Consider the following 26507-nt stretch of genomic DNA (forward strand, 5'->3'; position numbering starts at 1 on the left):
GGAAGGGTGGCGCTCGCGGCCGGTGGAGCCGCGAGCGACGCGGTGGGTCGGCTACCAGGTGCCGATGGTTCCCGAGAACTTCGGGTGCTCGCCGTCGGGCGAGGTGAAGACGAGGCTCGTGCTGAGCAGCGTGCCGCTGGTGGGCGGCGAGTTGAACGCCGCGATCAGCTGGCCTTCGACCCCGTACGACCCGTCGTTGCCCTGCATGTGGTGGCTCGCGTTGCCGGGAGTGAAGGTCCGCTGGTCGAGCAGCGTTCCGGCCGCGGTGATCTCGACGACCAGCTCGGCCGTGCTCTCCGACGGCGTCCACTTGACCACGAACTGGCCGGCGAAGGTGCGCGAGCCGCCGGTGGTGCTGAGCGTGTCTTCCCTGGCGAGCGTCTGTTCGGACATAGGTATCCCCCTGTGTGTCGGTGTGTGATTGCGACGGCACGGACCGTCGCGACCAGGTGAACCTAGCACCGGGCACGCCCGCTCAAGTCGACTTGGGAGAATGCGCGAACTCGCTGAGGCGCTTCGGAAACCGGACGCGGTGACCCCGCTCGGCACGGTGTTCCTGGGCATTCGCGCGGTTCCCGTCCGTCCGATCGGAGGGGGCGCGGGGCCGGAGTGTCGGATTGTTGACTCCGTCGGACAGGTGCCGCGGTCGGGCGGCGGGGGCTTGACTCGACGGCAACATATTGGCAAACTTCAATGTGATGGTTGGGAGCGCTTCCTTTCGCGAAGCGTCCGCACACCGGCATCGAGCGGACCCCGTTCGGCCGCGCCTCACACCAGCAAAGGACATCGAAACATGCGAGTAGACCGAAAACGCAGAAGACTGGCGACCGTCGCCGCGGCCGCCGCGGCACTCGCCGCGAGCGCCATGACGCTCGTCGCGGCGCAGACCGCCGACGCCGCCGAGGGCTGCGCGGTCGACTACAACGTCGTGAACGACTGGGGCTCGGGCTTCCAGGCCAACGTGAGCATCACCGCGGGCGAGGCGCTCGACGGCTGGACGGTCGAATGGGACTTCACCGGCGCCGTCTCCGGCATCAGCGCCTGGAACGTCACCGACCAGTCGTTGAGCGGATCGCACTTCACCGCCTCCGACTCGGGGTGGAACGGCTCGATCGCCTCAGGCCAGACCAAGGAGGTCTTCGGCTTCACCGCGAGCGGCACCGCCGGTGACATCGAGAACGTCAGCGTCAACGGCGTCAGCTGCGGCGGCGAGGACGACACCGACCCCACCGACCCGGACCCGACCAGCCCCGATCCCACCGACCCGACCGACGACCCGACCGATGACCCGGACAACCAGGCCCCCGACGGCAGCCCCGTGGCGGAGCACGGACAGCTCCACGTCTGCGGCACCCACATGTGCGACGAGCAGGGCGACCAGATGCGGCTGCGCGGCGTCTCCAGCATGTGGCTGCACTGGCAGACCCAGCCGTACGCCCAGAACCTGTCGGCGCTGGAGTGGATGCGGGACAACTGGAACATCGACGTCTTCCGCGTCGCCATGGGCGTGGAGCCCGAGGGCGCCTACCTCGACAATCCCGGCCTGTGGCGCTCGGAGGTCGAGAAGGTCATCGACAACGCCGCGACCGCGGGCGTCTACGTCATCGTCGACTTCCACGCGCACGAGGCGCACCAGCACCAGTCCGAGGCCGTGGAGTTCTTCTCCTATATGGCCGAGCGCTACGGCGATTTGCCGAACGTCATCTGGGAGCCGTACAACGAGCCCACGCAGGTCTCGTGGTCCGGGACGGTCAAGCCGTACCACGAGGCGGTGATCTCGGCGATCCGCGCCGAGGACCCGGACAACATCGTCGTGCTCGGCAGCCCGAACTGGTCGCAGGACGTCGACGTGGCGGCCTCCAATCCGGTCTCGGGCACCAACCTGATGTACACGCTGCACTTCTACTCGTGCACGCACAAGGACTGGCTGCGCGACAAGGCCGACACGGCCATCAACGCGGGCTTGGCCCTGTTCGTGACCGAGTGGGGCGCCAGCGACGCCGACGGCGGGCTCGACGGGCAGGTGTGCCTCGACGAGGCTCAGCGCTGGATCGACTGGATGAGCGCCAGAGGGATCTCGTGGACGGCATGGAAATTGGATGTCGGGGACGACTCCACCAACCTGCTGTCGGCGGGAGCGCCGGTCACGGGAGGCTGGGACAACTACCTTCATGGTCACGCCCCCTTCGTGATCGCCAACCTGCCGTAATCCCCGACAACCCTCGGTAACAACCCCCGCAACCCCCGAACGTGACGCCGCCCGCCGATCAGGCGGGCGGCGTCACGCTTTAAGACCGCGCTCGCCTGCCCGGCCGCTCGCCTGCCTGCTCGCCTGCCCGGCCGCTCGCCTGCCTGCTCGCCTGCCCCGCCCGCCCGCACGGGCTCGCCCGCCTCTTCGCCCGCCCGCCCGGCACGGGCTCGGCCGTGGGGCCGAGAAGGCCGAGGCGGCCGACGAGGTGCGGGACGGGCTCGTCGGCCAGCGCTCGGTTCACCCCATGAGGCCCCGCATGATGTATTCGCGGGCCTGGTCGATGACGGTGTCGAAGTCCTCGTGGATCTCGGGGACGGTGGCGGTCAGGTAGCGGACGAGGAAGCGGAACACCGATCGCATGCGGTCGCCGCCGATCTCGGCCATGAGGTGGCGTTCGCCCCTCAGAGCGCGGATGACGCCTTCGACTTCGAGGAAGTTGCTCGGCGGTCCGTGCTCGGGCCAGTGTTCGGGTCCGGCGGCGCGCAGCTCGGCCATGAACCGCCCCAGCTCGGCGCGGTCGGATCTCTCGGCGGTACCAGCGGTACCAGAGGTATCAGCGGTGCCGGTGTGATCGGCGGAGGTACCAGCGGCACCGGTGGCGCTGGTGCCGCCGGTGGCATCGGCGGTGTCGGCGCTGTCGGTGCGACCGGCGGCGGTAGCGGCCCCCGCGGCTTCCGCAGCCCGGTCGGCCCCCGCTGGCCCTGCGGCCCGGGCGGGCGCGGCAGGCTGGGCGGGTTCGGCGAGGTCGGTTCGCCTTCGCCGCTGCCGGGTTTCGCCGAGCCGGTAGGCGAGGCAGACGGCGGCCGCGCCTTCGAGGTGCTCGAACTCGCCGCGAGCGTCGTACGGTCCGAAGCGCCCGCGCAGCTCGCGGTAGCGGACTTTGTCGCCGAAGGCGGTGGCGGTCAGGACCGCCCGGTGGAGCTGTTCGGGCTTCACGGCGTGTCCTCTGTGGGTGTGTTCGCCTTCGGTCCGGTCCCCTGTGGTCTGGTCTCTTGTGGCTGGTTCCGCTCCGGCCCGACCGGCTCTGATCTGAAATGCTCTGGTCCTGTCTCTTCCGGCTCGACCCGGTCCGACTCGGCCCGCTTCGGCTCAGCTCGATCCGACTCGGCCCGCTTCGGCGCGCTCCGCTCCGACTCAGGCCGCCCCGGCTCGGTCTGCCCGGGTCCCGCTTCGGTCGGCTCGGTCCGATCCTGTTCGGTCCCTTCGGATCCTGTCCCGGTCGGCTCGACCTTCTCAGGTTCGATCCGCTCGCAACCCGTCTCGGTCGGCCCGGTCCTCTCCGGTTCGTCGCGCCAGCCGTGGAGCTGCGGGGAGGCGAAGACGCGGCGCACGGTCTCACGGCCGAATTCCTCGGCCCGTTCGTAGAGCGCGGCCAGCTCCTTCTCGGTGCGTCCGGCGCCGACGACGAGGCGGCAGACGGCCCACATCGAGGCGTCGTGCTCGCACTGCGGCACTTCGGGGTACAGCTCCGCCTCGCCGTAGCAGACCCGAATGAGCGCTTCGGTCTTCAACGGCGAGACGGCCGGGTAGGCGGTGCGCACGCGTTCGACGAGGACACCCAGCGCCGACCAGTCGAGTTCGGACCCGAAGTGGTCGTCGAGGCAGGTGGTGAACAGCGCGAACACGAAGACCTGATGGGCCAGGGCGTGATCGGGGTAGATCAGTTGCCGGAGCCGGTGGGCCTCGGCGGGCTCGCCGTCGAAGACCGCGCTCGCGTGCGTGCGGAAGAGCGCGTGGCGCTCCTCGTAGCTCATCGGATGGCACATGTAACTTGTATGACTTATGTTGTATGGACTATCGATGTGCCCAGCGTGCCCGACATGATCGGTGCGGTCGGTGCGGTCGGTGCGGTCGGCGTGATCGGCGTGATCGGCGTGATCGGTACGGTCCGCGCGGTTGCGGTCGGTACGGTCTCTGCGGTCGTTGTGGTTCATCGGGTCAGCCCTCGCAGTCGCGTTGGCAGTCGAACCAGACGCGGGCGGCGGCCCGTTTCAGGTTCGCGGTGTTCTGGCCTTCGAGGGTCCAGGCGCGGTGGGCGTCGTCGCAGAGCCACAGGTCGGGTTCGCCGGTGGCGAGGCCGGTGAAGTAGCCGATCAGGGACCGTTCATCGGTGTCGGCGGGGCCGTGGAAGGCGACCCAGAGGCGTGGGGCCTCGGTGAGGGTGCCGAAGACGAGACGGCGCTGGTCGACCCAGCCCCGGCCCAGGACGGTCAGGCGCTTCGGGTCGATCGGTTCGGGTTGCGGGGCGGGGAGCGGGAGCGCTTTGAGGGCGCGGAGGTAGTGGGCGCGGATGCGGTGGGGTGCGTAGCGGGCGAGGCTCACAGGGCGCCCCCGCTCATCGCCGGGACTGCGTGGGTGGCCTGAACTGCGTGGACGGCGTTCGCACGGCCGCGGAAGCGGTCGGCGAGGTCGGCCGGTAGCGGCATGACGAGGTAGCGGCTGCCGTCCGGGCGGGTGTGCAGGCCGGGCGCGTCGGGGTCGCGCGTGGGCGGGCGCGGGGATGGCGGTTGCGGCGGAAGTGTGCCTTCAGACGGTTCGGATGGTTCGAACGATTCGGAGGATTCCTCGCCATCGTTTGCAGTATTCATTCGGGTTCCGCTACGGATACTGCTGGTGCCACTGCCACGGCTGCTGTCGCCTGAGGTGGTGAAGTATCCGGTATAGGCGAGGCCGGAGGCCAGGGCGGCGAGGAAGAGGTAGGCGAGTCCGAGCAGCAGGAGCAGCCGCCGAGCGACGGTCGCCGAATCGGACGGTTCGGTGATCGGTGGTTCGACGACAGGGTGTTCGGTGGCTGGGTATTCGACGACCTCGGGCCGGGCGAAGTCGATGCGCCAGGGCCGGAACGGCGGCGAAGGCTCAGTGGCGGGATCGGTGACTGCGGTGATGGTGCCGGTGCCGGTGGACTCGGCGAGATCGGCGGGATTGGCGGACTCGATCGGGCGTGGACTGGGTTTGCGGGTGCGGTTGAGTGCGGCGGGTTTCGGCGGGATGGTCCAGGTGTCCCAGGGCGAGGCCGGACGCGGAGCGCCCGGAGCGCCGGGGGCGTGGTCGTTCCGAGCCCAGGCGGGCGTGCCGGAGACGGGCCGGATGGAGGCGGGACGGAGTGAGGCGGATGCGTTTTGGTCTGTTGCGTACGCCGGTTTTTGGCGTAGGCTGACACCAACCATGGGAGGTTTCCTCTCAGGGTTCGAGGGTGGGCCGCCGACTTGTTTAGCGACTGTGAAGGCGGCCCACCGGGCCTGTATTTGATTGATCGAAAGTACGCGCCCTGCGCGTCGTGTCAGCATCTTCGCACACCGGTTGCGGAAACATAACCCCCAACACGCGAGATTTTCCGGAATGGCGGAGGGGCACAGCCGAAACCGGGACCCATCCGTTCGCCGTAACGCGATAGCGTTCGGTGCGTAACCCACTCGGCACCGAACGCAGTAGAACGGATCACACCCCGTGGCCTCAATCGACGAACTTGTGACCGCCCTGGACGCGAACAAGCAAGCCGCAGAAGAACTCACCGCTCAGATCGGGGCGAGTAAGCAGCTGGCCGAGGAGCTGGTCTCCTCTGCTCAGACGCTGGGTGCGGGCGGCGTGGTGGCCGCGCTCCAGTCTGCAAAGGACCAAATTGAGCAGGCCGCGACGCAGAATGCCGCGACGGCCGATCAGATCGAGCAGGCCCGCAGCGCCGCCGAGGCCGCCAAGCACGCCTGATGAGTCGCATCGGAGAACTCGCCGCGAAGGTGGCGGCGGACAAGGGCCGGTCCGATGACCTCGAAGCCGCGATGGCGAGCACGGGCGAGATCGCCGATCAGCTGGCCGGGAGCTTCACGGACATCGGAGCCAGAGGCAAAGCGGCGCAGATCAGCGAGGTGAAGACCCAGCTCGGTCAGGCGCGCAACACACGCTGGCTCGCGGAAGGCCACCTCGAAGACGCCTTGCGGGTGCTGCAAGCCGTGATGGACGGCCAAGGAGCAAGCGGAGCAGGCGCGGCAGGCGGAGGAAGCTCACCGACCGCCAGCGCCTCCAGCAGCGATGCCTCCGGCTCCGAGAACGGTTCGCCATCGGAACCGGAAGGCGGCCATACCTTCATCACCGACCTCGACGGCCAACCGGTGAAGGTCACCTTGATCCCGGCCGAGCCCGAACACGAACCCCGAGCCTCTGGCAAGGAACTCGTGGACAAATCGCAGGAGGATGAGAAGCTCGGCGGGTTCCGCCGCACCGCTCGGCATTCGGCTCGTAAGGTCGAAGATCTTCAATCGTTCTCGAAAGAAGTCGGCAAAGGCATCGAGGCGCTGTCGAGGCTCGATGACACGCCAGGCAGCACCGAAGCGTTCACACTTCAAGACTGCACACCCCAAGTGATCAGCTACTCTGCCCCGCCGCCACCGCCGCCGTCATTGAACATCGTGGACACGATCGTTCACACCGTTACCCTGAGCATCGGGGCGCTTGAAGCGTCATCAAGGATTAGGAGAGGGAGGAAGAAGAACAATGACAACGATTAAGCCCGTCCACCGGGATCTCGTGGAGGCCATCGCGGCCCGTAACCTCATCAAGGCGCGCGAGTTGAACGAGGCCATGCCTCCCGAAGAGCACCAAGCTTATAGCCAGTATCTCTCTGCGGTGTTCTCGCTGCTTCTCGATGATTTCTTCGGGACGGGGCTCAGCCGTGATTCGATTGCAGGGTTTGCGAATCAGCTTCGCGAAGACTACAGGGATTCCGGCGTGCCCTTCAATCGGTTGGCAGTCGAAGGAGTCATCCGCGCAAGCGCTGGTGAGACCTCCCTCTTCGAGGACCTGACCAGTGAAGACATCGTCTCGACCCAAGTCATGGTCATCGGAAAGCTGGGCACCCAGGGCACCGCAGTACGGCCCGACCTCGACCGGTTCTTGGATGAAGCCGAAGTGATGGTGGCCGAATGGGAGCAAGAAGACCAATAACGGCCCGCCTCAGGGCGGCGGCTTCGCCGCCCCTTGCCCTCCTTTGCCCGTCCTTGCCTTCCGAGCGATACCGAGACGGCGCCGCCACGGGCTTCCGGACCGCTGCGGCATCCAGGCCGCCGATACGAACCCGTCAGCGAAAGAAGGAGCGATGGCGAACATTGCACCCGCGCATCGCGAACAGCTCAAGGCGTTCGCGACCGGCGACCTCGACCGGGCCCAGGCACTCAGCGACGCGATGTCCGACCACGAATGGGCAGGCTACCGCCTGCTCCACGCGGCGCTGTTCTCCGTGCTGCTGGACAACCACTTTCAGCATGCTCCCGGGGGCATCTCGCCGCAGACCATCGCCGAGCTCGTCACCAGAATCCGCCGCGACTACGAAGCGGCCAACATCACCTTCGATTCCTGGACCGTCGAAGGCGTCCTTCGGGCGACCGCCGGGGAGGAGTACCTCTTCGAGCGCTTCTCGAACGAAGACATCATCTCCACCCAGACGATCGTGGTCGGCAGGCTGACGAGCTACGACCTGGACGCCTCGAAGGACATCGACGCGTTCCTCGACGCCGCCGAAGCGCTCGTGACCGCATGGGAGCGGCAAAGCCAGTAGCCTTACCCCCGCGCGGCGGGACCGCCCGCGCCGCGAAGCTTCCACAAATCAGCCACAAACCGGCTGTAAACCAGCCAGAAACCGGCCAGAAGCTGGCCAAAGACTAGGGGGAACACGGAATGATCGTCAAGGACGAATACCGCGAACAGATCAGACTGATGGCGACCGGTCGCGGCCAGGACGCCAGCGAGTTGAACGCCGCCCTGCCCGCCGAGGACCGTGTCCCCTTCAACCAGTTCCTCTCCGGGGTGTTCGCCGTCCTGATGGACCGCCACTTCAAGGACAACCTCAACCGTGACACCCTGGCGGAGTTCTCGGCCGAGTTGTGCCGCAACTACCAGAACTCCGGCCTGAAAATCCGGCCGCTGACGGTGGAGGGCATCCTTCGCGGAAGCGCCGGTGAGACGCACCTGCTCGAAGGCATCTCGGCCGACGAGATCATCGGCGTCCAGGTCCTCGTGATCGCGAAGATCGCGGCAGAGGACCCGGCGGTGAGTTCCGGTATCGAGCAGTTCCTCGACGAGGCCGAAGAACTCGTGGCCCAATGGGAGCAAGAGCCCGGCGACTCCTGAACCCGGTGTGGCGTGGATCTTTCCACGCATGACCGGCCGTCCGTCCGGATCGGCCCGTGGGAACAATGGCCGCAACTCGTCTCACGATCCCCGGAGGTACCAGTGGCCCCTTGGTTGCGACTGCTCGCCGTCGTTCCGCCGGCCGTGGCGCTGCTCGTCTCGTCCGGCTGCTCGGACTCCTGGGGCTGCACCGACACCACGGCCGAGCGCGGGGAGGCCGCGGCCGAAGTGGACGCCGTGGGCACGGACGGCGAACCCCTCGGCGTCACCGTCGCGATCCTGGACTGGGAGTTGAGCCCGCACCCGCAGACGCCGGACGAAGGCGACATGGTCGATGTCACCTACAGCTTCGACTACTACGGGGAATCCTACGGGGACGCGCTGCGGGACGTCGGTCTCCAGTTGTGCGCGGTGGACGCGGACCGCGTGGCGCTGTCATGCGCGGTCGTCTACTCCACCGAGACGCGGCCGGAGTCCGATCGCCTGCTCACCGGCGAGAGCTGGCTCGGTCCCGAGCATCCCGAGCGGACGGCCGAGGTGTTGCTGATCCCCAACAACATGATCCACCACCGAGTCACCTGCGAGGGCGACCCGAAAGACGGCGGCGGAACCCATCCTCCGGAGCACCTCGTGCCCGGAGACCAGTTGTGACGCCGCCGGACGCCCGGCCACGGCAGGCGCCGCGACCGGGCGTCCAGCTGAGCGTCCGGACGGGTTCGGCGGTCTGACGTCCGAGCTTTCCGAACCAGCGGGCACCGTGCGCGCCGCGCACGCTCGGCTGCCGCGCGGCTCCGGGAACGCTCAGTCCTCGATGCCGCGCGCCGACGGGCTGCCGCCCAAGCGGCGCGGACCGGGCCCCGCGTCGCCCGCCGGGTCCGGCTCGGCCTTCGTGCGTGTCGGGAACTCGATCACGGATTCCAAGTGATGGTCATGTTCAGGCCGTCGTCCGGGTGGTACGTCCAGAACGCCGAGTACTCGCCGAAGTCGGCCTCCTGCGTCCCGTCGAGGGCACGCGTGCCCTCGATCTGCGAGGTCACGGAATCGGGCACCCCCAACTCATCGAAGATGCACAGGACGTCCAAGTAGTCGGCTCCCGGGTTCTCTTCGGCCCCCGCGCGGTCGATTATGAGCGTGTCCCCGTCGTCGCCGATGCGGATGTCGAGCGAATCGGGAGCGCAGTTCTCACGAGCCTCGACCAGGGAAGAGGAGGACTCCCCTCCCGCGCCGTCGATGCCGATACCGACCGCGAGCCCCGCGGCGAAGAAGAAGACGGCTCCGACGATCACCGACACTATGACGGCCGCGGAAGCTCGCCTGCGCTTGGGAGGCTGCGGGGCAAGCGGAATCGGCGGGGCCTGCTGAGTCTGCGGGGGCGGAACCGCGCCGGAAGGCAGCGGTTCGGACAACGGCGGTTCGAGCTGCGGTCCGGACGGCGGCGGTTCGGACGGCGAAGGCGAAGCCGCGCCGAGCGGCGACGGCGGTTCGGTCATGTCAGGCGGCACCGCGTCGGGCGGCACCGCGTTGGACGGGGGCGGTTCGGGCGGTGATGCTTGCTCATAGGGGCGATCCGACATTTCGGTCTTTCCTTCCGGGGCCTTCTCGGGCGAAGTTCTTACGGTTCTGAAGGGGTGGCGGGCGCCGATCGGTTCCGAGTCGCCGTCCGCCGCATTCTCGATAAGAGTCCGGTTCGGCCTCCCAAAGACAAGGCCGAACCGGACAGTCTCATTCGGAGGCGATGCTCCAGCCTCCATCGGCGTTCACGATCACGACGGCCGGGCCGCTGGTGACCGCCGAGGTGCCGTCATAGGAGCCGATCTCGTTGACGAGCAGGTCGAATCCGAACATGGAGTCGCTGACGTAGGTGACGATGAAGTTGTGCGCGCCGTCGTGCGTCAGCTTCCAGTTGGCCGCTCCGCCGGTGTAGCGGTACACGCCGTCCCCTTGGGACTCCTGCGGGTCGCCGAGTTCCGGCGCGTCGGCGATCGGGGCGATGGTGATCTCCCAGGAGCCGCCCGCGGTGATCTCCAATGAGGTCGCGTCGCCTCCCAAGCCCGCGATCCCGTAGGCGGCGGTGCCGTCGTAGGAGCCGATCGCGTTGACGGGCAGGTCCGACATCTCGTTGTTCTCGTCGAGGGTGGTGAGGATGAAGTTCCCCGAGCCCGAGTGCGAGGCGGTGATGATGCCCTGCCCGGCAGGCAGGTCGATCACGCTGTCACCTGAGCCGGACTCGGTGACCGCGTCGAAGACCGGGAACGACGAGGAGAAGTAGTCGGCCTCCTCCTCTTCCTCGGCCTCCTCGGCTTCGCCCTCGGCCTCTTCGCCCCCGGCCTCGTCGGCCTCGTCGGCGCCGGCCGGCTCGCCGGTCTCGGCCGCGCTCTGGTCGTCGGCGTCGCTCGAAGCCTCGGACGCCTCGTCGCCGGTGTCGGTGTCGTCCCCGAGCGCGCCGATGATGCCGCCCGAGCAGCACAGGACGAAGACGACCGCGATGGTGATCGACCACCAGCGCAGATACCAGGGCTTCTTGGCGGCGGGCGGAGCCTGCGGTACGAAGCCCGGCTGCGGATAGCCCGGCTGGGGATAGGACTGCGGGTACTGCGGGTTCTCCGGGGGCTGCGAGTGCTCGGGGGGCGGCGGGGTGGTGCTCATGGCTGACCTTCCGTGTCTTGGGCCGTTATCGATGAGCACCACCGTCCCCCAAGCTCGCGCGGAGTTAAACTAGAATGCTGATAGCAGGTACTATCAGCGAGGTCGACCCTAAACAATCCGATCGGACGTTCTAATCGTAAAATCTGAAGGCGCCGAGCGGAAGGGAGACGGAGACATGACCTCCGGCCAGAACCCGAACCCGCTGCTGACCGCCGCCGAGATCGCCGGTCTCGCGGGCGTCCAGAAGGACGTCGTCCACAACTGGCGCAGGCGCTTCGGCGACTTTCCCGAGCCGGTGCGCCGCCAAGGGCAGACCCAGTACTTCGCGGTCGAACCCGTCCTCGAATGGCTGGAGCGCACCGGTCGCATCGATCCCGCCGAGGGCCGTTCGGAGCTCGCGCGCCACAACGTGTCCGCCACCGCCGACACGTGGCCGCGCGGCGACTTCATCGACGCCGCGACGGCCCTCGTCGCGCTCCACCACCGCACCAACGCCTGGCCGGACCCCGACACCCCCGCACCCGAAGCGCTCGCCCGGCTCGCCGACGCCGCCGACGAAGCCGACCCCGACGACGAGTGCCTCTACTCCGAGATCGCCGGCCTCCCAAGCGAAGGCGCGGCGCTCGCGGTCCTGCTCCACGCCTTCATCGACGCCTGGTGGACCCACGAGGACGCCTGTGAGGACATCATCGCGATGCACCGACGCCTCGGCGACACCGCGATTGCGGCCGTCGAACTCGCGGACGGCGCCAAGGAATTCCTGGTCAGGCTCGCGCTCGGTGACGTCGCCGATGATCCGAGCGCGCCCGTGATCGTCGACCGCGACGAGCTCACCGTCGACGACCTCACCGACGACGGCGGCCAGTTCGTGATCGCCGACCCCTACGCCGGTTCGGGCGCGCTGCTCGCGGCGGCGGCGCGGCGGCTGCCCGATGGGGTCTACGCCCCGCGCTTCGTCGGCGCGGTCGACGACGAACGCCTGCTCCGCCTGGCGCGCAGGCGCCTCGCGGTCGCCGCGGACGGCGGGCTGGACGTCCAGATCTTCCACGGCGACGATCTCCCCGACGACATCGCCAGGCCCGACCGGGTCGTGACCGCGCTGCCGCAGCGCCTCAGCGACCCCGAGGCCGTGTTCGACGCGGTCGACAGGATCTCGCTGCGGATGCCGGAGGCGTCGAGCGCCGTCGTCCTCGGCCCTGAGAGCGCGCTCGCCGCCGACCTGCGGGGGCAGTCCAAGCTGGAGCATCTCCGGTTGCGGCTGCTCGCCCAGGCGAGTGCCGAGGCCGTGGTCAGTCTCCCGGACGGCCAGATCCCGATCCGCGCCGCCCACAAGACCGCCGTATGGGTGATGCGAAAACCGCTCCCCGCGTACTGCCGCGGGCGGGTGCTGCTGGCGGACCTGCGGACCGATGCCCTCGGCGGCGCCGTCTTCAGCGGTGCTTCCTTCACCAGCACCGCGGCCGACGAGGCCGCCGAAGACATCCTCACTTGGCGGCTCCGCGCAAAGCGCAAGCGCGACAAGGCCGTTCCCTTCGAGATCGAACGGCTCAGGAAGGACTGGGGTGCGCTGCGCCCGCCTCCGCGGGCCGCCGTCGCCGGGGCCGCGCGGGTCGCGGACATGCTCGCGATCGGAACGCGGTTGGACGCGCTCGCCTCGAAGGACGGCAACGCCCCGATGGCCGCCTGGCTCGACCCGCGCGCCGCCACGGCGCCGGTCCGGCCGCAGACCGCCAGCATCGCCCGCCTGCGGTCCCAGAGGTACGTGCGAGTCGTTCCGGGCCTGCGGGTCCTCGAAGAGCACGTGAGCGACGACGGCATCCTCCTACTCGGGGCTGAAGAGGTGGCCGAGCCCGAGCGCATCGGCGCGCGATGCCTCGACCGGCTCGCGCTCGGTGCGTACCAGGCCGCCGAGCTGACACGTCCGGGTGACGTCGTGGTGGCGGCGAGCCGTGAGGGACAGGACGCGTGGGTCGATGTCGACGGCGCGAAACTCGCCGTGCGTCCCGCGCGTGTAATCCGTATCGGACCGCGAGGCGAAGACCGGCTCACCCCTTGGCTGTTGGCAGCATTGATACGTCGCTGCGCCAAGCCGGGGGAGAAGCTGGCCGACGTGCGGCTGCCGATCCTCGCGCCGTCCGACCTCGCGCCGACCGCCGCCGCGCTCGACGCCATCGCCCGACGACGTGAGCGGGCCGCCGCGGAGCTCGCGGCGCTCGACGCCCTGACCGCCCAGATAGCCGACGGTCTCGCCGACGGAACCGTAGACCTTGAGCCAGTGATGACCGAGACGAAGGAAGACTGACGATGCCTCCCAAGAAACGAGCCGCAGCCGGAGCAGAGCCGCTGCCCGGCCTGGCGCCGAAGGCGAACCTGGCCGACATCAAGGACATGCTGTGGAAGGCCGCGGACAAGCTGCGGGGGTCCATGGACGCCTCGCAGTACAAGGACTTCGTGCTGAGCCTGGTCTTCCTGAAGTATGTGAACGACGCCTTCGACGAGTGCCAGGACGAGGTGCGGGAGGAGCTGAAGGCCGAAGGGCTCGGGGAGGAGGACATCGCCGAGGAGCTGGAGGAGGTCGATTACTACATCTCCAAGGGCGTCTTCTGGGTGCCGGTGGAGGCGCGTTGGTCGACGCTGGTCGAGCAGATGACGCCGGAGACGATCGGGCGGCGGCTCGACGACGCCATGGGCGAGATCATGAAGAGCAACAAGTCCTTGAGTGGAGTGCTGGCGAAGATCTTCAACAGGGACAACGTGGACACCAGGCGATTGAAGGAACTGGTGGACCTGATCAACAACACCAAGTTCACGGGTCATGGCAAGGCCGCGCGGGATGTGTTGGGTGAGGTGTACGAGTACTTCCTGGACAAGTTCGCCAAGGCCGAGGGCAAGCGGGGTGGCGAGTTCTACACGCCGGGAAGTGTCGTAAAGACCCTGGTGGAGATGATCGAGCCTTACGAAGGGCGCATCTACGACCCGGCGTGCGGTTCCGGTGGGATGTTCGTGCAGGCCGAGCGGTTCGTGGAGGCACACCAGGGACGGCGCGACAGCTTGGCCGTGTACGGGCAGGAATTGAACGAGCGGACCTGGCGGCTCGCGAAGATGAACTTGGCCATCCATGGGATCTGGGGCGACTTGTCGAGCCGGTGGGCCGACACGTTTCATGATGACCGGCACCCTGATCTGCGGTTCGACTACATCATGGCGAACCCACCCTTCAACCTGAAGGATTGGTACCGCGACGAGCACGATAGGCGCTGGCGGTACGGAGTGCCGCCCGTGCGGAACGCCAACTACGCCTGGATGCAGCACATCCTGTACAAGCTGAGCGAGAACGGCACGGCCGGTGTGGTGATGGCGAATGGCTCGATGACCTCGAACACGAGCGGTGAGGGCGACATTCGACGGGCGATGCTGGAGGCGGATGTGGTGTCGTGCATGGTCGCGCTGCCGGGCCAGCTGTTCAGGACGACGCAGATTCCGGCGTGCCTGTGGATCTTCACGAAGGACAAGAGCGCGAAGAGCGGGAGGACGGACAGGCAAGGCCGAGTCCTGTTCATCGACGCCCGGGAGTTGGGCGTGATGGCCGACCGGACGGAGAGGGTCTTCCCGGATGAGGACATCTTCAAGATCGCTGACGCGTATAGGGCATGGCGAGGAACGAAGAGCGCCCAGGAAGAGAATCTGGAGTACTCGGACGAGGCGGGCTTCTGTTACAGCGCCTCGCTAGAAGAGATCGCTAAAAATGACTACGTGCTCACTCCGGGGCGGTATGTGGGAACGACAGAGAAAGAAAAAGATGACGGAGAACCGATCAGAGAAAAGATCGATCGCTTGACCAAAGATCTCTTCGCCAATTTTGAAGAATCTGCAAAGCTTGAACAGGAAGTGCGTACTCAAATCGGGAGGATTGATGGTCGATAATATTCCATTCAAAGAGATTGTTGACTTCGCTTTGGGTGGTGGATGGGGCACCGACATTCCGACTGTGGATTCCATTCCAGTAGCAGTTATAAGAGGAACCGATTTCAGCCAGGTAGAAAAAATCCAAACGGAAGAGGTCCCTCGGAGATGGGAGAATGCGAAACGAGCTAATAAGCGCCTGCTTAAAGACGGCGACTTGCTCCTGGAAATTTCCGGTGGCAGTAGTGTTAAAGGCCAAAGCACCGGACGATCGCTATTGATCACACAGGAGATTCTTGATGCTTTCAAGGAGGCGGTAATTCCTGCAAGTTTCTGCAGGCTGATCCGAGTGCGTTCGTCTGTCATACTACCGCAGTACGCATCGTATGCCTTGCAAGACATGCATAGATCGGGGCGCGCAGCATTTTACGAAAATCAGTCTACAGGGATCAGTAATTTCCAATTCAAGGTATTCCTTGACAGGGAGTGTGTACGGGTACCGTCGTTGCATGAACAAGCAAGCTTGGTAGCAGTACTTAGGGCTTTGGATGACAAGATCGCCGTCAATAACCGCCTCGCCTCAACAGCTGATGAACTCTGTAGTCTTTTGCTAGAGTCTCGTATGAAGGCGAAACCTAGTCAGTTCGATTTGGTGCCGCTGTCGCAGACAGCTAAGTTTATCAATGGACGCGCGTTCACGAAGGATGCTACGAGTTCTGGTCGTATGGTCGTTCGCATTGCTGAGCTGAATAATGGACCGGGATTCTCTACGGTATATAACGAAATAGAGGTGCCTGAAAAATACCTGGCACGCGCAGGGGATGTGCTCTTTTCTTGGTCGGGGTCGTTGACTGTCAAGCGATGGTTCCGCTCGGAAGCAATTGTCAATCAGCACATATTCAAGGTAATTCCTAACGATGGTATGCCGATGTGGCTGGTTTATCAACTAGTTGCGCGAAAGATCAAGGAGTTTCAAGCTATAGCGGCTGACAAGGCGACAACTATGGGTCATATTCAACGTAGGCACCTTGATGATCCAGTGGATGTTCCTGGGGTCGAAACGCTTACAGAATTGGACTCGCGAATTAGGCCTCTGTGGAATCGATCTCTGCTAGCGGAACAAGAGAATCTCAAACTGGCAGAGCTGCGCGATACACTCCTGCCCCGCCTCATGTCGGGGGAGATCCGAGTCAAAGACGCCGAAAAAACCGTGGAGGAAGCGACATGACATCCCTTACCGAGGCCCAGCTCGAATCTCAGTGCATGGCCCGCCTCTCCGAACTCGGCTGGTCCACCACCACCGGCCAGGCCATCGCCCCGGGCACAGGCCAGCGCTCCGACTGGGCCGAACTCTTTATCCCGCCCCGCCTCCACGCCGCCCTCACCCGCATCAACCCCTCCCTCCCCTCCTCCTCCATCGACGAAGCAGTCTCCAAAATCCTGACCCCCGAGTCCGCCGACCCCCTCGCCGAGAACCTCCGCATCCACAAGCTGCTGACCTCCGGCATCCAGGGCATCGAATACACGGACTCGGAGGGCACCCTTCACCTTCCGACCGTCCACCTCATCGACCGCCACACCTTCTCCAACAACGAGTTCCTCGCCGTCCAGCAAGTCCGCCTCGTCGACCGCGATCACGAGCGCCGCTTCGACATCGTCTTCTACCTCAACGGCCTCCCGATCTCCATCGCCGAACTGAAACGCCCAGCCCTCTCCGACACCGCCATCGAAGACGCCCACGCCCAGCTCCAGACCTACCTCCGAGAATTCCCCCTCGCCTTCTCCGCCACCGCCTACTGCCTCATAGCCGACAACACCAGCGCCCGCTACGGCTCCGTCTTCACCCCCATCGAGCACTTCGCCGCCTGGAACGTCGACCCCGACGGCCAGCCCGTCCCACAACCCCCCTCGACCTGGTCGAACACCGAAACGGCCCTCGCGCTCGACGGCCTTTACGAACCGACCCGCCTGATCGAGATGCTCGATCACTACGTCGGCTTCAACCACGAAGACGGCAAGCCCATCAAAATGGTGGCCAAGCCCCACCAGTACTTCGCCGTCTCGAAGGCCATCTCCAAGACCGTCGATGCCGTCCGCTCTGACGGCCGCGCGGGGGTCGTCTGGCACACCCAGGGCTCGGGCAAGTCCTTCGAGATGGAGCTCTACACCGCCCAGATCATGCGGCACCGTGCCCTCGGCAATCCCACCGTCGTCGTCATCACCGACCGCACCGAACTCGACGGTCAGCTCTTCGAAGGTTTCCGCGGCTCCGAGTTCCTCCCCGAACAGCCCCAGAAGATGACCAAGCGCGCCGGACTCCGCACCGCCCTCGACCGACTCAGCGGCGGGATCATCTTCACGACCCTCCAGAAGTTCGGCCGCACCCAAGGCGAACGCGAATCCGGCGCCGACCATCCGCTCCTGTCCGACCGGCGCAACATCGTGATCATCGTCGACGAGGCCCACCGCAGCCACTACGACGACATCAACGGCTACGCGAAACACCTCAAGCGCGCCCTCCCGAACGCAACCATGATCGCCTTCACCGGCACCCCGATCTCCGAGGCCGAGCGCGACACCCGCGAGGTCTTCGGCGACTACATCGACATCTACGACCTCACCCGCGCGGTCAACGACGGCGCCACCGTCCCGGTCTACTTCGAGTCGCGCGTGATCGACGTCGACGTCCCCGACGACGTCGCCGCCGAGCTCGACGAGAGGGCCTCCGCGATCCTCGACGACCTCGACGAGTCCGAACAGGAGAAGGCCAAGCAGGCCGCCGCGCAGATCAGCGCCGTCTACGGCGCGCCCGACCGGCTCCGCACGCTTGCCGCCGACCTCACCGAGCACTGGGACAAGCGCGCCGCCGCCGTCGAAGCCGAGCTCGGCGTGCGCGGCAAGGCCATGATCGTGGTCGCCTCCCGTGTGATCGCCGTCCGGCTCTACGAGGAGATCGTCAAGCTCCGTCCCGACTGGCACGACGACCGGCTCGATCGCGGCAAGATCAAGGTCAACATCTCCGGCAAGCCCTCCGAGACCGAGCTCGCCGACCACATGCTGCGCCCCTCCCAGCGCCGAGCCCTCGAAGGGCGGGTCAAGAGCGCCGAGGACGAACTCGAGCTCGTCATCGTCAAGGACCGCATGCTCGTCGGCTTCGACGCCCCGCCTCTCCATACCCTCTACATCGACCGGCCGCTGCGCGGCGCGCTGCTCATGCAGACCATCGCGCGCGCCAACCGCACCTTCGGTGTCAAGGAGGAGGGCCTCATGGTCGGCTACTCCCCGCTCACCGAGCACCTCTACAAGGCCCTTGCCGAGTACACCGTGGACGACCAGGAGCAGCGGCCCGTGGGGCGCAGGACCGAGGAGGCCATCGGGCACCTCCGCGACGTCCTCCACGTCATCGGCTCCGAACTGCTCGACGGCTACGACTGGCGCGGCGCGCTCGCCAAGAAGCACAAGACGTCCTACAACGACGCCGTCCTCGGCGCGATGAACCACCTTCGCGACCTGGCCAACCCCGCGAACGACCCGCTCGACCCCGAGGAGCCGACCCTCAAGGCGCGCTTCAACCAGCAGGCCCAGAAGATGGTCGCCCTGTGGCGGCTCGCCCGCGACGCCGACAAGGAGCCCGTGCGGAAGGAAGTCGAGTTCTTCCATGACGTCCGGGGGCACATGGCCGCCTACGACGCCCAGGAGCGCCGCGCCGCCGGGCAGGCCGTCTCGGCGCAGATCGAGGCCGTGCTGCGGCAGATGACCGCCGCGGCCGTCGAGGCCGGGGACGTGCTCGACCTGTTCACCGCCGCCGGGATGCCGCGCCCGAACCTCTCCCACCTGGACGCGGACTTCATCCGGCGCATGCAGGAGGACAAGCACCCCGTCCTCGCCATCGAGGCGCTCCAGCGGCTCGTGCAGCAGGAGATGCGCAAGAACGTGCGGCACAACGTCGTACGGCAGGAAGAGCTCTCGGAGAAGCTCGAAGCGCTCATGAACCGCTACACCAACCAGCAGCTCTCCAGCGCGCAGATCATCGCCGAGCTCGTGGAGATGGCCAAGCAGATCTCCGCCGAGCCCGACCGCGGGGCCGCGCTCGGCCTGACCGAGGACCAGTTGGCGTTCTACGACGCCGTCGCCTCCTACCCGGCCGCACTCGACGAGATGGGCTCGGGCAAGCTCGCGGCCATCGCCCGCGACCTGGTGAGGAGCGTCCGCTCCAACCTCACCACCGACTGGGCCAAGCGCGACGACGTCCAGGCGAACCTGCGGCTGGTCGTGAAGCGGCTGCTGCGCCGTCACGGCTACCCGCCGGACGGGCAGCGGGCCGCGATCAGGAAGGTCATCGAGCAGGTGGAGACCTACGCCGAGGACTGGCAGCCCGGAGCGTAGCGCCACTGTGCACGGTGCCGGACACCTGCGGGACCCGCGGGGAGTCCGCTCGCTCCGCCCTGGAAGATCATGCCGGCGCCCGCCGGTTTCCCCCGCGGCCGGGAACGTCCTCCCCGCAGGAGCCGCCTCACGGTCCGCGCCAACCGGTTCTCCCCGTGACCGGGGACATCCTGCTCGAAAGTGGACTTACGGACGCTTCGAGGCGGCGGACGGCGTCGGTTGCGACTGGAACCCCCCGATTCGTCGTGATGCGATAGTGTCTGTCGCGTAACCCTTACGGCACTGAGCGCAGTAGGACGGATCACGCCCCTGTGGACCCCGCAGACGAAGCCTCGCCAAGTATCCAGGTGAACGCGGGGCGGGACTCTGCCCATGCTGCGCGAGCGCCGTGACACAGCCACGCCCTCTACATGACGGGAATCGTCCATGTCCCGAACTTACGACATCGACCAGATCGCAGAGATAGGCCGCGATGTCTTGCCGAGCCTGTCCAACGATTACTGGGATCTGGCGCAAGGCGCCCGCAGCGCGGGAAGCGCACGCGATTCCATGTTCCAAGAGGCCTCGGTCACGACGAACACCGGCCCCGGTTCGGGTGGGGCTCCGGTGCAACCGCCCGGTGCCGCCGAAGTCGGCGCCGCCTGGAGAGCCCTTTACGAACGCTTCGAGGACGGCATGAAGCTCTCGGCGAAGAACCTCGAACACCTCGGCAGCGCGATGAAGGCCACCGCGGAGACCATGCGCGAAGACGAAGCGAACGCGGAGTTTGACCTGGACGAGCTCCAGAGCGAACTGGACGTCAACTACTGACCCTGATAGAGAGAAGGAGGCTCCTTACATGTCCACGTTCAGTTCAGAAGTGGCGACTTGCCTTCAGATAACGCCCGAGAAGATCGACGAATACCTGTACCAGTTCTATCGGCCCATGGTCGAGATCCGAACGCGGGAGCTGGTGCTGGAGCGTTTTCCGGAGATAGGGCAGCAGGTCTGGTACGCGACTCGGGAAGAATGGATCCTGCATACCGAATCGTTCAACTACGACGACACGAGCCCGTACACGCCCACCGAGAAATGGAGCGAGACCACCAACTGCGCGGTCCCGTACGAGGCCGAAGAATCCGACCTGGACTCGATCTGCGGCGAGGCGCAGCAGGACGCCTCGCAGCGCTTCAACGACGCGTCGACGAAGCTCTCAAGCCTGCTCTACCCCGACTCGCTCCTAGACGTGGCTATTGCGGTTGACCGCTTGGTCGATTTCAATGAGGTTTTCGGTGACTTCATAGAAAAACACGAAGGGACAAGCTTCAATCGGATTGCCGACCTCTTCGAAGGATGGACGGGTGGATCTGACAACAACGAAGCGTTCCTGGCATTCGGGAACATGCGTGCAAATGCCGGTCACCAGAGGACGCTGCTGTACCTGATTACACAGATTACGGTCGCCGAATTCACGATTCAGGCCGAGACCAGGAACAGTCTTGGGGCTCGACTCTCAAACCTGGCGGAGAAACTGATAGAGGTTCAGAAAGCGCGCAGTTTTGTTCTGGAGAACATATACCTTGGCACTGCCATGTTCACGCCTTTGGGATATATCGATGGAGCTGTCTCCATCGTTGAGAACTTCGGCATCGAGAATGCTGAAGGGGAACAGGATACTTCATGGTTTACCAGCTTCAAGGACAAGTACCTTATTGGTGAATATGAGGTAGGCATGGACTCTGACACCTTCGAGGCACTGGCGGCTGGCATCGATGACGTTCTGGCAACCGTCGAGTCCACCCTCGCTGACGGAAGATCCACTATATCCGAGTTCATAGCCCAGGTTGACGCCGACACCAGTGGCCTGATCCAAGGGGCGGTGTACTGAATGACAGGAATATCAATTCTTGCCGGGAGATCGTTGAGAACGGCTCCGATTCGAATCGTGTCGGTTGCGGTGGCGGCAGTGACGCTCCTCGCGACCAGTGCGTGTTTCTCGTCAGACGATCCGGAACCAGAGGAGGCCGTTCCGGCGGTTCTCGCCTATGAGCATCCCTGCGAAATGCTCGATATAAGCGATGCGTCGAACATGGTCTTCGGTGCGGATTCTACTACCGCGGACTGGTCAGAGGAAGCAACAGGAGAGTTCAGCGAGTGTCATGGGTATCTCCCTCTCACGGAAGGGAACGAAGAGGTCGGCGGTATAGATTTCCTCGTGCGGGTATTCGATGCGAGTGATCTGGAGCCCGAGGGCTCCAACGGCGGTATCGGCAGATTCCAGCTGAGCGGTCAAGCGGCAGTCAACGATATTCTAGACTGGAAAGTTCGTCCTATCATAACGCGATGGACGGGTGGGGAGACGTACGAGCTCGACGGAGCTTACTTCAGCAAAGACGTTTACGTCGTCGGGGGCTGGGGTAAGGCGGAGGACTTCGCAGTCGGTGTCAGCTTTCGTTTCACTGCGGATGCGGAGAACTATACTGAGGACCTGATCTATCACCAATACTGCGACGCCACCGATCTCGCATCTGATTGTCTGATCTCCTCCGATGTGCTGTTCCAATGGATGAAAACCGATTACATACGTGCGCTCTTCGAGAGTTTGACCGAAGTCGCCTCCGGTTGATTGCAGAAGCCGATGAAAGCAGCGCCGCCTTCTCAACGACGGGTCAGAAGACCCTGCGAAGCCTGGTCATGGGCTCGACGAAGTCAGTCTGGGCGGCCATGACCTCTTCGATTTACGAACGTTTCGAGGACGACATGAACAAGTGCCTTACCGGAAAGCCGTCGAGAACGGCACGGATCCGAATCGTGTCGGCCGCGATGGCGGCAGCGGTCCTCCTCGCGACCGGCGCCTGTTTCTCGTCAGACGACCCCGAACCAGAGGAGTCCGTTCCGCCGGTCCTCGCCTATGAACATCCCTGCGAGATACTCGATGTAAGTAATGCGCCCGGCATGGTCTTCGGTGCAGATTCCGCTACCGTCGACTGGTCCGAGGAGGCGACAGGGAAGTTCAGCGAATGCTATGGGTATCTCCCCCTTATGGAAGGGGGCGAGAAGGTCGGCAGAATAGACTTCATCGCGCGAATATTCGACGCGAGCGACCTGGATCCCGAGGACTCCCATGGAGGCTTCGGCAGGTTCCAGCTCAGCGGGCAGGCGAAAGCCGATGAGATTCTCGACTGGATGGTCCGTCCTATAACGACTCGATGGGGCAGCGGGGAGACATATGCGCTCGACGGGTTTTACTACAGCCAAGACGTCTACATCGTCGGAGGCTGGGCCAAGGCGGAGGACTTCGCAGTCGGTATCAACTTTCGTTTCGCTGCGGATGCGGAGAACTACGCTGAGGACCTGATCTATCACCAGTACTGCGACACTACTGATCTCGCATCCGACTGCCTTATCTCCTCCGATGTGCTGCACCAGTGGATGAGCACCGATTACATACGTGCGCTCTTCGACCGCTTGACCGAGGTCGCCTCCGGTTGATCTCCGGAACCGACGACCTCGCCGCCGTCCCTCGATGTCGATGAGATGACCGGCGAGCATGCCCGCAAGGCCGTCTCCGGGCTCGCACGATCGCGGACCGCCCCGCGGCCCGTACGGGCCGCGGTCAAGAAGGTCGTTGAGCAGGTCGAGACCTACGCCGAGGACCGGCAGCCCGAGCCGTAGGGCCGCGGTGAGCTGCCAGCGTCATGACAAAGAGCTTGAGATCAAGCTCAAGGGCGTGTTCAGCGCGAAAAACGTGTGATGTAGACCCTTCAGTTGACAGGATCGATCTATGATGATGCTCAGTTTCACGGTCCGGAATCATTTGAGCATCCGCGATGAACTCGTCCTGGATCTGACCAAGCCCTCGTTGCGGACGCTGCTACCACCTCAGGGCACGCGCTGGGAAGATCACGTCTACACCCTCGCGGGGATCTTCGGTGCGAACGCATCCGGCAAGTCGGCGGTCCTCGACGCGATCGCCTACGCCTTCGACGCGATCCAGAGCTCCGCCACGACATGGCAAGGATTTCCCAACCTGCCGCGGCTCCCGTTCCTGCTGGACGACCGCTCGAAGGACGAGCCGAGCGGATATGAGATCGAGTTCGTCCATGCCGAGCGCCGCTATGCGTACGGATTCGAGGTGGACGCCGAAGGCGTGCGCGCCGAATGGCTGCGCGACGTGCCGTCGAAGCGCTGGCGCACGCTGCTCCAACGAGACCGTGAAGCGGGCATGCTCAAGACGCATCCGACGCTCCGGGCCATCGGCCAGGTCACGAACCGCGAACTCGTGCTGAGCCGGGCGGTGCTGCTGGAACATCCGCAGCTCGCCGAGATCGCACGGGGCCTGGTGGGCCGGTTCGACCAGATGACGGTGAAGCCGGGGCATCGCGAGCAGCGCCTCAGGTCGATCACCGAATTCCTGGCCGACGGTTCGATCGACTTCGACGACATCGTCACACTCCTCCAGGCGGCCGATATCGGGGTGGAGCACGTCGACATCCGGGAGGACTCCTACCCCTCTGATTTCCAGGATCTGCTCAAAGACATCAAAGCCCTGACCAGAGCGCGCGCTGATAAGGACACCCAGGAGAAGGAAGACGATCCGCCTCCCGTCAGGGTCGCCATCGGACCGGAGGAATCCGACGCGGTGGTGAGAAACCTGCTCTTCACGCACCGCGGCACCGGAGCGGATCGCCCCCCGTTCATGATCGGATCCGAGAGCGACGGGACAGTGGCATGGCTGGCACTGAGCGTGCCCGCGATCGAGATGCTGCGGTGCGGAGGGCTGTACTGCGTGGACGAGATCGATTCGAGCCTGCACCCGCACCTGATCGAGGCCCTGTTGAGGATCTTCGATGATCCCGCCTTGAATACGAAAGGCGCGCAACTGGTCTTCATCAGCCACGACAGCTACATCCTGTCGCCGCTGAGCGAGGTCAGGTTGGAGCCCGAACAGGTCTGGTTCACGGACAAGTCCAATGAGGGCGCCACGGAACTGTCCTGCCTGTCGGACTTCCCGAGGCACAAGGACGCGAACGTCTCCAAGCGGTACTTGATCGGAAGGTACGGCGGCACACCGAGGCTGGCACCGAGTGCGATCGGCCGACTGCTGACCCGGAAGGCGTCCGGCTGATGCCCGGAGGCGCCGGTCGGCGCCGGAAGAGGCAGCCGAAACCGGTGTACAAGCGCGGCTTGGTGGTCGCGGAAGGGATCCGAACCGAGCCGCAGTACGTCGAAGGGCTCGGGCAGCATCTCAGGTAAGGCGCTGTCCGCGTCTCGGTCAAGGCCGTCGGGGTCGGGAGAGACCCGCGAGAGGTAGTGACGAAGTGCATCGAGCTCATGGACGACGCAGAGCGGCGGCAGAAGAAGTACGACTGGTGCGTATGCCTGGTGGACAGGGATCGGCATTCGACCCTCTCCGAAGCCGCCGAGTACGCCGCGGAGCACGGTGTTCTTCTTCTGGTGTCGAACCTGAAGTTCGAGATGTGGCTGCTCTGGCACGTCCTCGATGTCCGGGGGCCCAGGTCCTCGAGGGAACTCGACGAGCTGATGCGCAAGCACAAGCTGCTCACGGGCAAGGACATCGCGGTGCGGTTCCCCTTCGACGGAGTCGATGACGCCGTGAGGACCGCCGAGGCCGCCGACCCTGAGGCGAGGTCGGGGAGAGTGGGACCGGACCCGTCTTCGGCGATGCCGATTCTGGTACGGCTCATGCGAGGCGAACAAGGGCGCGCCGCTGCGGGGGAGCCGGGAGGAGGCGTACCCCGTGAGCGGCATCCCCGTCAAGGGTGCGATGGAGATCGGCCGAGTGGGACGGCTTTGACGGCGACTGCGATGTCGTCGCGGGTTCCGAGTGGAAGAGCGGTGAAGCGGCCGCAGACGTGACCGCCCGCGGCTCGTACGGGCCGCGGGCGGTTCACGCGGTTCAGCCCTTGACGCAGACGACCTGGCGGAGGCGGGCCGTGATCTCGACGAGATCGGTCTGGGCGGCCATGACCGCTTCGATGTCCTTGTAGGCGCCCGGGATCTCGTCGACGACCCCGGCGTCCTTGCGGCACTCGACGCCCTCGGTCTGCGCCGCGAGGTCCTCGGCGGTGAACCGGCGCTTGGCGGCGTTGCGGCTCATCTTCCGGCCGGCCCCGTGCGAGGCCGACTCGAACGACGCCCCGTTTCCGAGCCCGCGCACGATGAAGCTGGAGGCGCCCATCGATCCGGGGATGATCCCCATGTCGCCCTTCCCGGCGCGGATCGCGCCCTTCCGGGTGACCAGCAGTTCCCGGCCGTCGTGGGTCTCCTCGGCCACGTAGTTGTGGTGCGCGGAGATCTCGGCCTCGAAGCGCGCCTTCGGGAACCGCTTCCGCACGGCCTTGCGCAGCAGCGCCATCATGATGGCCCGGTTGCGCCGGGCGTAGTCCTGCGCCCAGTACAGGTCGCGCCGGTAGGCCTCCATCTGCGGCGTGTCGGCGATGAAGACCGCCAGGTCCGGATCCGGCAGGTCCGCGTTGTGCGGCAGCGCCTTGGCGCGCTCGATGTGGTGCTCCGCCAAGGCGTTGCCGACGTACCGCGACCCTGAGTGCAGCATGAGCCAGACCTGGTCGTCGTCTGCCAGGCACACCTCGATGAAGTGGTTGCCGCCGCCGAGCGTGCCCAGCTGCTTCATGGCCTTGGCCTCGACGCGCCGGGCCACCGGGCCCGCGAGCTCGTCGAAGCCCGACCAGAACTCGTGCCAGCCGTGCAGGCCGGTCTTGAGCCCCTTGACGTCCACCGAGCTCTTGTGCATCCCGCGTCCGACCGGTATGGCGGCCTCGATGGCCGAGCGCAGGCGGCTCAGGTCGTCGGGCAGGTCCGAGGCGGTCAGCGAGGTGCGCTGGGCGGTCATGCCGCATCCGATGTCGACGCCGACGGCGGCGGGCGACACCGCGCCGCGCATGGCGATGACCGAGCCGACGGTGGCACCGATGCCATAGTGGACGTCTGGCATGACGGCGACGCCGTGGACCCACGGCAGCGCGGCGATGTTGTAGAGCTGGCTCCTGGCCTGCGGTTCGACCGAGTCGACATCGCCCCACAGGCGGATCGGAGCCGCCTTGGTCTCGAGGGTGGTGAATGGCACGGCAAGACTCCTTTCACGGGATTTGCTGGGGGACAACGGGCCTCGTCGCGACCCATATCCTCCAAGATCACCGCGCGGGAATCAACGCATTTAATTCGAACACACGACCGCACC

Annotated in this window: 25 protein-coding genes and 1 pseudogene; 18 read left to right on the top strand and 8 right to left on the bottom strand. The window is 65.6% G+C overall.

Annotated elements, in window-relative coordinates; all coding sequences use genetic code 11:
- Nucleotides 1-51: 51 nt before the first annotated feature.
- Complete coding sequence (locus tag H613_RS0109010; protein ID WP_026923535.1) at nt 52-393, bottom strand: hypothetical protein; 342 nt, start codon at nt 391-393, stop codon at nt 52-54.
- A 400-nt stretch (nt 394-793) separates the two neighbouring features.
- Between H613_RS0109010 and H613_RS25495 the strand changes: the two genes are divergently transcribed.
- Entirely contained in the window at nt 794-2209 is a 1416-nt protein-coding gene (locus H613_RS25495; protein WP_169731974.1) for a cellulase family glycosylhydrolase, read from the top strand.
- A 279-nt stretch (nt 2210-2488) separates the two neighbouring features.
- Here the strand turns inward: H613_RS25495 and H613_RS0109020 are convergent, their stop codons facing one another.
- The 4 genes from H613_RS0109020 to H613_RS0109035 all read right to left on the bottom strand — a co-directional run bounded on the left by H613_RS0109020 (nt 2489) and on the right by H613_RS0109035 (nt 5538).
- Nucleotides 2489-3187, bottom strand: coding sequence for a hypothetical protein (locus tag H613_RS0109020; protein ID WP_026923536.1), 699 nt, complete (start codon nt 3185-3187; stop codon nt 2489-2491).
- Nucleotides 3184-4005, bottom strand: coding sequence for an ICP22 family protein (locus H613_RS25500; protein WP_156925924.1), 822 nt, complete (start codon nt 4003-4005; stop codon nt 3184-3186). Before H613_RS25500 ends, H613_RS0109020 begins: the two co-directional genes overlap by 4 nt.
- Before the next feature lie 184 nt (nt 4006-4189).
- Nucleotides 4190-4573: a hypothetical protein gene (locus tag H613_RS0109030; RefSeq protein ID WP_026923537.1), complete on the bottom strand. Its 384-nt coding sequence runs from the start codon at nt 4571-4573 to the stop codon at nt 4190-4192.
- Nucleotides 4570-5538: a hypothetical protein gene (locus H613_RS0109035; protein WP_169731975.1), complete on the bottom strand. Its 969-nt coding sequence runs from the start codon at nt 5536-5538 to the stop codon at nt 4570-4572. The genes H613_RS0109030 and H613_RS0109035 overlap by 4 nt, the downstream gene beginning before the upstream one ends.
- A 160-nt stretch (nt 5539-5698) precedes the next feature.
- Here H613_RS0109035 and H613_RS0109040 point away from each other — a divergent pair, with 160 nt between their 5' ends.
- From H613_RS0109040 to H613_RS0109065, 6 genes are all read left to right on the top strand, one after another.
- On the top strand, nt 5699-5956 hold the full coding sequence (locus H613_RS0109040) for a hypothetical protein (protein ID WP_026923539.1): 258 nt from the start codon (nt 5699-5701) through the stop codon (nt 5954-5956).
- Nucleotides 5956-6753 carry a hypothetical protein gene (locus tag H613_RS0109045; protein WP_026923540.1) on the top strand — a complete coding sequence of 266 codons (798 nt, stop codon included), beginning with the start codon at nt 5956-5958 and terminating at the stop codon, nt 6751-6753. Before H613_RS0109040 ends, H613_RS0109045 begins: the two co-directional genes overlap by 1 nt.
- Nucleotides 6740-7189 carry a hypothetical protein gene (locus tag H613_RS0109050; protein WP_156925925.1) on the top strand — a complete coding sequence of 150 codons (450 nt, stop codon included), beginning with the start codon at nt 6740-6742 and terminating at the stop codon, nt 7187-7189. Before H613_RS0109045 ends, H613_RS0109050 begins: the two co-directional genes overlap by 14 nt.
- Nucleotides 7190-7340: 151 nt before the next feature.
- Nucleotides 7341-7799, top strand: a complete 459-nt coding sequence (locus H613_RS0109055) for a hypothetical protein (protein ID WP_026923542.1) — start codon at nt 7341-7343, stop codon at nt 7797-7799.
- Between the two features lie 119 nt (nt 7800-7918).
- A complete protein-coding gene (locus tag H613_RS0109060; RefSeq protein WP_026923543.1) occupies nt 7919-8371 on the top strand; it encodes a hypothetical protein in 453 nt (150 codons plus the stop codon).
- Nucleotides 8372-8473: 102 nt separating this feature from the next.
- Nucleotides 8474-9022 (top strand): hypothetical protein, encoded by a 549-nt coding sequence (locus H613_RS0109065; RefSeq protein ID WP_211234753.1) that lies wholly within the window; start codon nt 8474-8476, stop codon nt 9020-9022.
- 257 nt (nt 9023-9279) lie between these two features.
- Here H613_RS0109065 and H613_RS0109075 read toward each other — a convergent pair whose 3' ends face one another.
- A complete protein-coding gene (locus tag H613_RS0109075; RefSeq protein WP_156925926.1) occupies nt 9280-9657 on the bottom strand; it encodes a hypothetical protein in 378 nt (125 codons plus the stop codon).
- 436 nt (nt 9658-10093) lie between these two features.
- Nucleotides 10094-11017 (bottom strand): hypothetical protein, encoded by a 924-nt coding sequence (locus H613_RS29110; protein WP_051393144.1) that lies wholly within the window; start codon nt 11015-11017, stop codon nt 10094-10096.
- 175 nt (nt 11018-11192) lie between these two features.
- Between H613_RS29110 and H613_RS0109085 the strand changes: the two genes are divergently transcribed.
- The 11 genes and pseudogenes from H613_RS0109085 to H613_RS25510 all read left to right on the top strand — a co-directional run.
- Nucleotides 11193-13319 (top strand): hypothetical protein, encoded by a 2127-nt coding sequence (locus H613_RS0109085; protein WP_026923546.1) that lies wholly within the window; start codon nt 11193-11195, stop codon nt 13317-13319.
- A 2-nt stretch (nt 13320-13321) separates the two neighbouring features.
- Complete coding sequence (locus H613_RS0109090; protein WP_026923547.1) at nt 13322-14941, top strand: class I SAM-dependent DNA methyltransferase; 1620 nt, start codon at nt 13322-13324, stop codon at nt 14939-14941.
- Nucleotides 14931-16148 (top strand): restriction endonuclease subunit S domain-containing protein, encoded by a 1218-nt coding sequence (locus H613_RS30780; protein ID WP_156925927.1) that lies wholly within the window; start codon nt 14931-14933, stop codon nt 16146-16148. The genes H613_RS0109090 and H613_RS30780 overlap by 11 nt, the downstream gene beginning before the upstream one ends.
- Complete coding sequence (locus tag H613_RS0109100; RefSeq protein ID WP_026923548.1) at nt 16145-19306, top strand: type I restriction endonuclease subunit R; 3162 nt, start codon at nt 16145-16147, stop codon at nt 19304-19306. The genes H613_RS30780 and H613_RS0109100 overlap by 4 nt, the downstream gene beginning before the upstream one ends.
- Nucleotides 19307-19732: 426 nt before the next feature.
- Complete coding sequence (locus H613_RS0109105; RefSeq protein WP_026923549.1) at nt 19733-20116, top strand: hypothetical protein; 384 nt, start codon at nt 19733-19735, stop codon at nt 20114-20116.
- 28 nt (nt 20117-20144) lie between these two features.
- Complete coding sequence (locus H613_RS0109110) at nt 20145-21173, top strand: hypothetical protein (RefSeq protein ID WP_026923550.1); 1029 nt, start codon at nt 20145-20147, stop codon at nt 21171-21173.
- A 57-nt stretch (nt 21174-21230) separates the two neighbouring features.
- Nucleotides 21231-21911 (top strand): hypothetical protein, encoded by a 681-nt coding sequence (locus H613_RS0109115; RefSeq protein WP_169731976.1) that lies wholly within the window; start codon nt 21231-21233, stop codon nt 21909-21911.
- Nucleotides 21912-22009: 98 nt separating this feature from the next.
- The gene (locus tag H613_RS0109120; protein ID WP_156925929.1) at nt 22010-22777 is read left to right on the top strand and encodes a hypothetical protein; all 768 of its coding nucleotides are present in this window, start codon (nt 22010-22012) and stop codon (nt 22775-22777) included.
- A gap of 45 nt (nt 22778-22822) precedes the next feature.
- Nucleotides 22823-22960 carry a hypothetical protein gene (locus H613_RS30785; protein WP_156925930.1) on the top strand — a complete coding sequence of 46 codons (138 nt, stop codon included), beginning with the start codon at nt 22823-22825 and terminating at the stop codon, nt 22958-22960.
- Nucleotides 22961-23069: 109 nt separating this feature from the next.
- The gene (locus H613_RS0109130) at nt 23070-24413 is read left to right on the top strand and encodes an AAA family ATPase (protein ID WP_026923553.1); all 1344 of its coding nucleotides are present in this window, start codon (nt 23070-23072) and stop codon (nt 24411-24413) included.
- 167 nt (nt 24414-24580) lie between these two features.
- Nucleotides 24581-25165, top strand: a pseudogene (locus tag H613_RS25510) (RloB domain-containing protein); the annotation flags it as partial.
- Nucleotides 25166-25205: 40 nt separating this feature from the next.
- Here H613_RS25510 and H613_RS0109145 read toward each other — a convergent pair.
- Nucleotides 25206-26393, bottom strand: coding sequence for an RtcB family protein (locus H613_RS0109145; protein ID WP_026923554.1), 1188 nt, complete (start codon nt 26391-26393; stop codon nt 25206-25208).
- Nucleotides 26394-26507: the final 114 nt, after the last annotated feature.

The sequence above is a fragment of the Glycomyces arizonensis DSM 44726 genome, assembly GCF_000482705.1.
Lineage (GTDB): Bacteria > Actinomycetota > Actinomycetes > Mycobacteriales > Micromonosporaceae > Glycomyces > Glycomyces arizonensis.